The 7,939-nt window shown below is 72.6% G+C and carries 8 protein-coding genes; 7 read left to right on the plus strand and 1 reads right to left on the minus strand.

All coding sequences use genetic code 11. From position 1 onward, the window contains the following. Positions 1-23: 23 nt before the first annotated feature. Positions 24-1,628, minus strand: coding sequence for a tryptophan halogenase family protein (locus HYE82_RS30910; RefSeq protein WP_179177506.1), 1,605 nt, complete (start codon positions 1,626-1,628; stop codon positions 24-26). Between the two features lie 181 nt (positions 1,629-1,809). On the opposite strand from HYE82_RS30910, the gene sbnA reads away from it, so the two are divergent. From sbnA to HYE82_RS30945, 7 genes are all read left to right on the plus strand, one after another. Then, the gene (gene sbnA / locus HYE82_RS30915) at positions 1,810-2,847 is read left to right on the plus strand and encodes a 2,3-diaminopropionate biosynthesis protein SbnA (RefSeq protein ID WP_179177507.1); all 1,038 of its coding nucleotides are present in this window, start codon (positions 1,810-1,812) and stop codon (positions 2,845-2,847) included. A gap of 107 nt (positions 2,848-2,954) precedes the next feature. Beyond that, entirely contained in the window at positions 2,955-3,218 is a 264-nt protein-coding gene (locus HYE82_RS30920) for an acyl carrier protein (RefSeq protein WP_179177508.1), read from the plus strand. Then, complete coding sequence (locus HYE82_RS30925; RefSeq protein ID WP_179177509.1) at positions 3,215-4,483, plus strand: beta-ketoacyl synthase; 1,269 nt, start codon at positions 3,215-3,217, stop codon at positions 4,481-4,483. The genes HYE82_RS30920 and HYE82_RS30925 overlap by 4 nt, the downstream gene beginning before the upstream one ends. Continuing rightward, on the plus strand, positions 4,480-5,574 hold the full coding sequence (locus tag HYE82_RS30930) for a beta-ketoacyl synthase N-terminal-like domain-containing protein (protein WP_179177510.1): 1,095 nt from the start codon (positions 4,480-4,482) through the stop codon (positions 5,572-5,574). Before HYE82_RS30925 ends, HYE82_RS30930 begins: the two co-directional genes overlap by 4 nt. Before the next feature lie 144 nt (positions 5,575-5,718). Next, positions 5,719-6,462, plus strand: coding sequence for a 3-oxoacyl-ACP reductase FabG (gene fabG, locus HYE82_RS30935; protein ID WP_179177511.1), 744 nt, complete (start codon positions 5,719-5,721; stop codon positions 6,460-6,462). A gap of 91 nt (positions 6,463-6,553) precedes the next feature. After that, complete coding sequence (locus HYE82_RS30940; protein WP_179177512.1) at positions 6,554-7,297, plus strand: 2-hydroxychromene-2-carboxylate isomerase; 744 nt, start codon at positions 6,554-6,556, stop codon at positions 7,295-7,297. Continuing rightward, on the plus strand, positions 7,294-7,939 hold a 646-nt coding region (locus HYE82_RS30945), incomplete at its 3' end, for a condensation domain-containing protein (protein WP_256987919.1). The genes HYE82_RS30940 and HYE82_RS30945, both read left to right, overlap by 4 nt.

Here is a 7,939-nt window from a genome sequence, read left to right on the forward strand (position 1 = left end):
GGACGGGGGCGGGGGAGGGGCGGCTACTGCTTGCCGTGCAGTTGCCGCAGGTAGTCGTAGGTGCTCGGCAGGGTGTCGAGCAGGTGCTGCTGCTCCTGCTTGACCTTGGTGAACAGGGCCTCGGCGCCGGCCACGGACTCGGGCTTGTGCGCGAGGACCGGCAGCGGGGCGTCCGGCTCCAGGCCGAGCCCGGCGAAGACGCAGTAATAGCTGCCGTTCGTCCAGAAGTTGCGGAATTCCGCCTCGAAGTTGCCGTAGTACGTGGACTCGTCGGCGATCGGCGAATTGATGGGAAGGCCGGCCTTGTAGGCGGAGATCTTCTCCTGGATGTTCTTCGGGAGCGTCAGCTCCTTGTTCGCCTTCCAGAACGGCGTGTCGTTGCGCGGCGCGTAGTAGAAGTGCGCCTGGATGAAGTCGCGGGTGTCGTCGAACATCACCTCTATCTCGCGGTTGAAGCTGTTCGCCAGCTCCGGGTGGAAGTTCTTGTCCGGGAAGTGCTTGGCGAGCTGGTAGATGGCCGCGGTGATGAAGTAGATGCCGGTGGATTCCAGCGGCTCCAGGAAGCAGGAGGAAAGGCCGATGCTCACCACGTTGTTGACCCAGGCGCGCCGGTTGCGGCCGACCCGGAACTTCACGTGGTTGAACTTCGTCGTCTCCGGGTCCAGGTCCCACAGGTCGCAGAATTCCCGCGTCGCCTCCTCCTTCGACGCGAACCTGCTGGAGTAGACGTAGCCGGTGCCGAAGCGGCCCAGCATCGGGATCTTCCACGTCCAGCCGGAGGACATCGCGATGGCGGAGGTGTACGGCTCGACGCCGTTCGCCTCGTCGTCGTGCGGGACGGCGGTGGCCACCGCGCTGTCGCACAGCAGGTGGTCGCTCATGTCGATGAACGGCTCGCCGAGGGCCTGGTTGATGAGCAGGCCGCGGAAGCCGGAGCAGTCGACGAACAGGTCGGCGTCCAGGACCCGGCTGGCCTTGGTGTGCAGGGCCGTGACGAAGCCGCGCCCGTCCTGCTCCGCGTGCGTCATCTCGTCCTGGACGTGGACCACGCCCTGCTTCTCGGTGGCGAACCGGCGCAGGAAGTCGGCGACCAGGGCCGCGTCGAAGTGCCAGGCGTACCGGGTGGAGGCGGTGCCGTCCAGCCGGCGCGGGGACTTCTTCGCGTCCATGACGGGGGGCTCGCGGAAGCAGGCGTAGTCGAACGGCTCCTGCGTCCGCCCCTCCAGCTTGCGCTTGGCCCAGTAGTGCGACATCGGCGTGTTGTCGTGGTCGGGGAGGATGCCGAAGGGGTGGTAGAAGTGGTCCGGCCCGCCGTCGTCCAGGGTGCGCGCCTCGGGCTGTCCCGTGCCGCCGGTTCTCCAGTTCACGAACCGGACCGCCATCTTGAAGCTGGCGTTGCACTCCCGCATCCACTCCTCCTCGGCGATCCCGAGGTAGTCGAAGAGGACCCGGTGCAGATTCGGGACGGTCGCCTCGCCCACGCCGATCCGGCCGATCGCCGGCGCCTCCAGCACCGTGATCTCCGTGGTGCCCTGCAGGGCCTTGCCGAGATAGGCCGCGGTCATCCAGCCGGCGGTTCCGCCGCCGAGGATGACGACTTTCTTGATGCGCGCGTCGGTGCCGGTCATAGGGAGGACTCTCTCTTCCGTCCGATGGGATTCCGCTGTGCGGTGACGAAAGATTCCGGCCCTCTGCTATGCGCCACCTATAAGCCGCCGTATGGCGGTCGTATAGCGGATCGGCCGAATCTCGATGGCGTTGTCGTATCTCACCGCCCCCGAAACTCCCAGCAGAGGATGGCTGCCTCACATGCCGTACGACGAAGGGACGAAGGGAATCCTCTCCACCGTGGGAGGAACTCCGCTCATCGAACTGGAGCGATTGCTGCCAGGCCTCGGCTCGCGGGTGTTCGCCAAGGTGGAGCGGTTCAATCCCGGAGGAAGCATCAAAGACCGCTCGGCCCTCTCGATGGTGCTCGCGCGGATAAGATCAGGGGACCTGGTCCCCGGCAGGTCCACCGTCATCGAGTCGAGTTCCGGCAACCTCGCGATCGGCCTCGCCCAGATCTGCGCCTACGCCGGACTGCGCCTCATCTGCGTGGTGGACGCCCGGACGACCCGTCAGAACGTCGCCATCCTGCGGGCCTACGGGGCCGAGGTGGAGATCGTCACCGACCCGGACCCGGCCACCGGCGAGCTGCTGCCCGCCCGGCTGCGCCGGGTCGCCGACCTCGTCGCCGCGACCCCCGACGCGTACTGGCCCGACCAGTACGCGAACCCCCTCAACCCCCTCGCGCACCAGACCACGATGCGGGAGATCGCCGAGGCCCTCGACCACCGCGTCGACCAGCTCGTCGTCGCGGCCGGCACCAGCGGAACGCTGGGCGGCTGCGCCGAGTACATCCGCCGGAGCGGCATGAACACCACCGTCAACGCGGTCGACGCGATCGGCAGTGTGCTCTTCGCCCCGCCCGAGCGCCGCACCCGGCTCATCCCGGGCCACGGCGCCTCCGTCGTCCCCCGCCTGCTGCGGCCCGCGGACGCCGACCGGGTCATCCACGTCGGCGACCTCGACTGCGTCGTGGGCTGCCGGCAGCTCGTCCGCCGCGAGGCCGTGCTCGCGGGCGGCTCCTCCGGAGCGGTCGTCGCCGCCCTGGAGCGGATCGCCCCGGACATCGTGCCCGGCTCCAACGTGGTGCTCGTCCTGCCCGACGGCGGCGACCGCTACCTGGAGACGATCTACGACGACGCCTGGGTGTACCGCCACTTCGGCGAGGTGTCGCACCTGTGGAAGGAGCCCCTCGCGCCGGGCACCGCCCCGGCCCTGGTGGATATAGCCCACGGATAGCGGCGCCGCCCAGCATCGACTCACTGCACCACGCCCCCCTCACGCACAACCCCGTACAGAAGCCCCGCCCCCACGAGCCACCGACCGACCGTCACCGGAGGAATCAGATGACCACCCAGATCCACGTCCTGGACGCCGGGCGCAAGGAGCAGATCAAGGAAATCGTCTGCGACATCCTCGAACTCGACCTCGACGAGGTCACCGAGACCAGCCTGTTCAAGGAGGAGCACGACGCCGACTCCCTGCGCACCATCGAGATCCTGGCCTCGCTGGAGAGGGTCTTCGGCCTCTCCCTGGAGCAGGCCGAGCTCAGCCGCATGGTCAACCTCGCCGGCGTGTACGCCGTGATCGCGGAGGCCGAGGGCAAGTGAGCGACCGGACGGCCGCGACGGGGCAGCCGGGCGCTGCCCGGCACCGGGTGGTGATCACCGGGCTCGGTGTCGTGACGAGCATCGGTACCGGAGTCGACGCCTTCGCACGGAGCCTGCGGGCCGGACGCAGCGGGGCGAAGCCCATCGGGGCCTTCGACACCACCGGCTTCGCACACTCCAACGCCTGCGAGATCACCGACTTCGAGCCGGAGGCCTGGCTGCGCGAGCTGCCCGCAGACGAGCTCGGGCGGGCCGCCCAGTTCGCGGTCGCCGGAGCGCGGATGGCGGTGGCCGACGCGGGCCTCGCCGAGGCGGACGTCCGGGCCAGGCGCACCCTGGTCTCGGTCGGCACCACCGACGGCGAGTCCCGCGACCTCGACCACCTCACCGGGCTCCAGGTCGCCGAGGGCGACGACGTCCTCGACCCGGTCGTCGCCCGCCGCGTCTGGCCCGGCCGGCTCTCCGCCGGCATCGTCCGCGAACTCGGCCTGGAGGACGTGGAGACGGTCACCGTCCCCACCGCCTGCGCCGCCGGGAACTACGCGGTCGGCTACGGCTACGACGCCATCAGCTCCGGGGACGTCGACATGGCCCTGTGCGGCGGCGCCGACGCCCTGTGCCGCAAGACGTTCACCGGCTTCTACCGGCTGGGCACCATCGCCCCGGACGTCTGCCGGCCCTTCGACGCCGACCGGCAGGGCATCCTGACCGGCGAGGGCGCCGGGATCCTGCTCATGGAATCCCTGGAGTCCGCCCTCGCCCGCGGGGCCCGCATACACGCCGAGGTGCTCGGGTACGGGCTGTCCTGCGACGCCAGCCACCCCGTGGCCCCGGACCGGGACTCCATCGCCCGCTGCATCACGGCCGCGCACACCAACGCCGGGATCACCCCCGCCGACGTGGACTTCATCTCCGCGCACGGCACCGGCACCAAGGCCAACGACGTCACCGAGGTCGGTGCGATCCGCCAGGTGTTCGGCGAGGACCTGCCGCGGACCGTCTCCATCAAGTCGATGATCGGCCACACCATGGGCGCCGCCAGCGCCCTGGCCTCGGCGGCCTGCGCCCTCGCCCTGCGGGAGGGCTTCATCCCGCCCACCGTCAACCACCGCACCACCGACCCCGAGTGCGGCGTGGACTGCGTGCCCAACGAGGCGGTGGAGGCCGACCTCAGGGTCGTGCAGAACAACGGACTCGCCTTCGGCGGCAACAACGCCGTACTCGTCCTCGGCCGCTGGGAAGAAGAGAGGAGCGCAGCCGTATGAGCACACGGGCGGACGACCCCGCACAGCAGCTCGTCGTCTCGGGCTGGGCCGTGTCCTCCCCGTACGGGCTGGGCCGGCAGCCGTTCGCCGAGGGGATCCTCGGCGGGGCCGCCGCCCTCGCCCCGGTGGACGCCGGGCGCTGGCCGGTCCCGTACGGGCGGGCCGGCCTGATCCCCGACTTCGACGTCAAGACCGTCCTCGGCCGCAAGGGCACCCGCTCCATGGACCGGGCCACCGGGATCGCCGTCATCACGGTCGGCGCGCTCCTGGAGGACTTCGGCCGGGGCCTGGCCGCCGACCCGGAGAAGACCGGGCTGGTGCTCGGCACCTCCGGCAGCGTCCAGTCCATCATGGACTTCACCCGGGACGCGCTGACCGGGGAGAAGCCCTACCTCGTCGACCCGGCCCGCTTCCCCAACACCGTGATGAACTGCCCGACCGGGCAGAGCGCCATCCGGCACACCCTCAAGGGCCCCAACGTCACCGTCTCCGGCGGCTCCGCCACCGGGCTCCTCGCCCTGAACTACGCCTCCCGGCTGCTGCGCGGCGGCCACGCCACCGCCCTGCTGGCCGGTGCGGCCGAGGAGTTCTCCGTCCAGCGGGCCCGCCTGGAGCACGTCGCCGACCACGGCGGGGCCGCCCCCGGGCCGCTCGGCGAAGGGGCCGCGCTGTTCCTGCTGGAGAGCGCGCGGGCCGCCCGCGACGGCGGCCGCCCGGTGCTCGCCACCGTCCTCGGCTCCCGCTTCCGCGCCTTCCCCGAGACCGGCCGGGCCGGGACCGCACTGGCCCGCTGCATCGCCGAGGTGCTCGCCGACGCGCAGGCCGCACCCGAGGACATCGCCGTCGTCGCGCCGGGCACCCCGCCCGGGCTGCTCGGCAAGCAGGAGGACTCCGCGCTCGACGGGATCCCGGGCGAGCGGATCGCCGTACGCCCCCTCGTCGGCGACGCCACCGCCGCCTCGGCCGCCTTCCAGCTGGCCGCGGTCCTGGCCGCGGGCGGGGCGCGCGCCGCCCTGGTGGACCGGCTCGCGCTGGTCACCGCCCTGGACCGGGACGGCACGGTCGGCGCCACGCTGCTGCGGCTCGGCTGAGCAGCCGCCTGCCGCCTGCCGCCTGCCGCCCGCCTGTCCGCCTGCGGCCTGCCCGCCTGCGCGCCGGCCGTCCGTACGGCGACGGCCCGACGCCCGACGACCGCACCCCCCTTCCCGACGACAGCAGACAGAGAGGCATCTCCCATGTCCGAGACACCGAGGCCGGTAGCCCTCGTCACCGGCGGCTCCCGCGGCATCGGCCGGGCCGTGGTGGAAACCCTGGCGCGCGACGGCCACGACGTGGCCTTCTGCTACCGGTCCGACGAGGATGCCGCGGCCCTCGCCGCGAAGTCGGCCGAGGAGCACGGGGCGCGGGTGCTGGCCCGCCGGGTCGACGTCACCGACCGGGCCGGGGTCCGGGCCTTCACCGCGGAGGCCGAGTCCCTCCTCGGCCCGGTCGGCGTACTGGTCACCGCCGCCGGGATCGTCCGCGACGGCCACCTGGCGATGATGCGGGACGAGGACTGGGACGCGGTGGTCCGCACCAACCTCGACGGCACCTTCAACTTCGCGAAGGCCCTGGCCTTCCCGATGATGAAGCGCCGCAAGGGCGTCATCGTCACCCTGTCCTCGGTCGCCGCGGCGGGCCACGCCACCCAGAGCAACTACTCCGCGACCAAGGCGGGGATCACCGGCTTCACCAAGGCCCTCGCCAAGGAGGCCGGCCGCAGCGGACTGCGCGCCAACGCCGTCGCCCCCGGGTTCATCGCCACCGACATGGTCGGCGGCCTGTCCGAGAAGCACGCCAAGGAGATGACCGCCCGCATCCCGCTGGGCCGCTTCGGCGAGGCCCACGAGGTCGCCGAGCTGGTGTCCTTCCTCGCCTCCGACCGCGCCGCGTACATCACCGGGCAGGTCTTCGCCATCGACGGCGGCCTGGTCGTCTGACCCGCCGACGTCCCGCCGACGTCCCGCCGACCGACCCGCCGACGTCCCGCCGGCCGAAGCCGTCGGTCCGTCACCAAGGAGAGAGAGTGCCATGGCCGGCCGTGCCGCCAAACCGCCGAGGTTCTACTTCAACCTGCGCAGCCCCTACAACTTCTTCGCCCTCGGCGACCTGGAGCGCGATCACCCCGAGCTCCTCGACCGCCTCCAGTGGCGGCCCTTCTGGGAGCCCGACGAGACCAGCGCCCGACTGCTCGACGAGGCCGGCGGGCAGTTCCCGTACACCCCGATGACCCGCGCCAAGCAGTTCTACATCCTGCGCGACGTGCGCCGCCTGGCCGCCGACCGCGGGCTGGCGCTGACCTGGCCGACCGACCGCTCCCCGTGGTGGGAGCCCGCCCACCTGGCCTGGTTCCTCGCCGACGACGCCGGGCTCGGCCGGCAGTGGGTGGCCCGCGCGGGCCGGGCCCGCTGGCTGGAGGGCCGCGACATCTGCGACCCGGCGACCGTGGCCGAACTGGCTGCCGGGATCGGCCTGGACGGCGACGCCGTCGCCGCCGCGGCCGACAGCCCCGGGCTGCGCGAGCGCGGGGTGCGCGCCCTGCTGGACGTGCACCGCGACGGGGTCTTCGGGGTCCCTTACTTCATCCACGGCAGCGAGCCCTACTGGGGCCTGGACCGGGTCGCCTCCTTCGCCGCCTCCTTCGCCGCCTCCTTCGCGGACAGCGGCCTGCCGACAGCCCCGGCCGCCCCGGCCGGGCAGCCCGCCGAGGCCGGCCTCGCCGTCGTCGGCGCCGGCCGGACCACCGACATGAGCCACGCGGGAGGCTGCGGATGAGCACCGCCGCCGAGGTCCGGGCACTGCCCCTGACGGCGATCCAGCAGTCCATGTGGACGGCCCACCAGGTCGCCCCCGAGGCCTCCGCCTACAACATCGTCATGCCGCTGCGGCTGCGCGGCCGCGTCGACCCCGCTGCGATGGCCGCCGCCGTCACCGCGGTCGGCGCCCGCCAGGAGCTGCTGCGCTCGGTGTTCACCGGGACCGCCGCCGGGGCCCGCCGCACCGTCTCCGGCGAGCCGCTGGTCCGCATGGAGTTCCGGGACCTGGCCGGCGCGGACGAGGCCGCCCTGTACGCGGCCGCCGAGGAGGCCGGGGCCCGCCCGTTCCGGCTGGAGTCCGGGGCCTTCCGGGTGGTGCTGCTGCGCCGCACCGACGAGGACTGGGCGCTGGTCACCGCCGCCCACCACATCGTCAGCGACTTCACCTCCCGCTGGCTGCTGGTGCGCGACGTCCTCGACGCCTACGAGGCCCTCGCCGCCGGCACCGAGCCCCGCCGGCGGCCCGTCCCGCCGGACGCCTACGCCGCCCATGCGGCCGAGGAGCTGCGGTACACCGCCTCCGAGGCGGGGCAGCGGGCGGCCGCCCACTGGCAGGAGTCGGTGGGCGGGGCCCCCGCCGCCGCGCTCCCCCTGGACCGCC

It is taken from the genome of Streptomyces sp. BR123 (assembly GCF_013401435.1).
Classification (GTDB): domain Bacteria; phylum Actinomycetota; class Actinomycetes; order Streptomycetales; family Streptomycetaceae; genus Streptomyces.

Bases quoted from the DNA above. Each gene is read 5' to 3' on its own strand.
- HYE82_RS30920 (WP_179177508.1), top strand. From the start codon at position 2,955: ATGACCACCCAGATCCACGTCCTGGACGCCGGGCGCAAGGAGCAGATC.
- sbnA (WP_179177507.1), top strand. From the start codon at position 1,810: ATGCCGTACGACGAAGGGACGAAGGGAATCCTCTCCACCGTGGGAGGA.
- HYE82_RS30930 (WP_179177510.1), top strand. From the start codon at position 4,480: ATGAGCACACGGGCGGACGACCCCGCACAGCAGCTCGTCGTCTCGGGC.
- HYE82_RS30940 (WP_179177512.1), top strand. From the start codon at position 6,554: ATGGCCGGCCGTGCCGCCAAACCGCCGAGGTTCTACTTCAACCTGCGC.
- fabG (WP_179177511.1), top strand. From the start codon at position 5,719: ATGTCCGAGACACCGAGGCCGGTAGCCCTCGTCACCGGCGGCTCCCGC.
- HYE82_RS30910 (WP_179177506.1), bottom strand. From the start codon at position 1,628: ATGACCGGCACCGACGCGCGCATCAAGAAAGTCGTCATCCTCGGCGGC.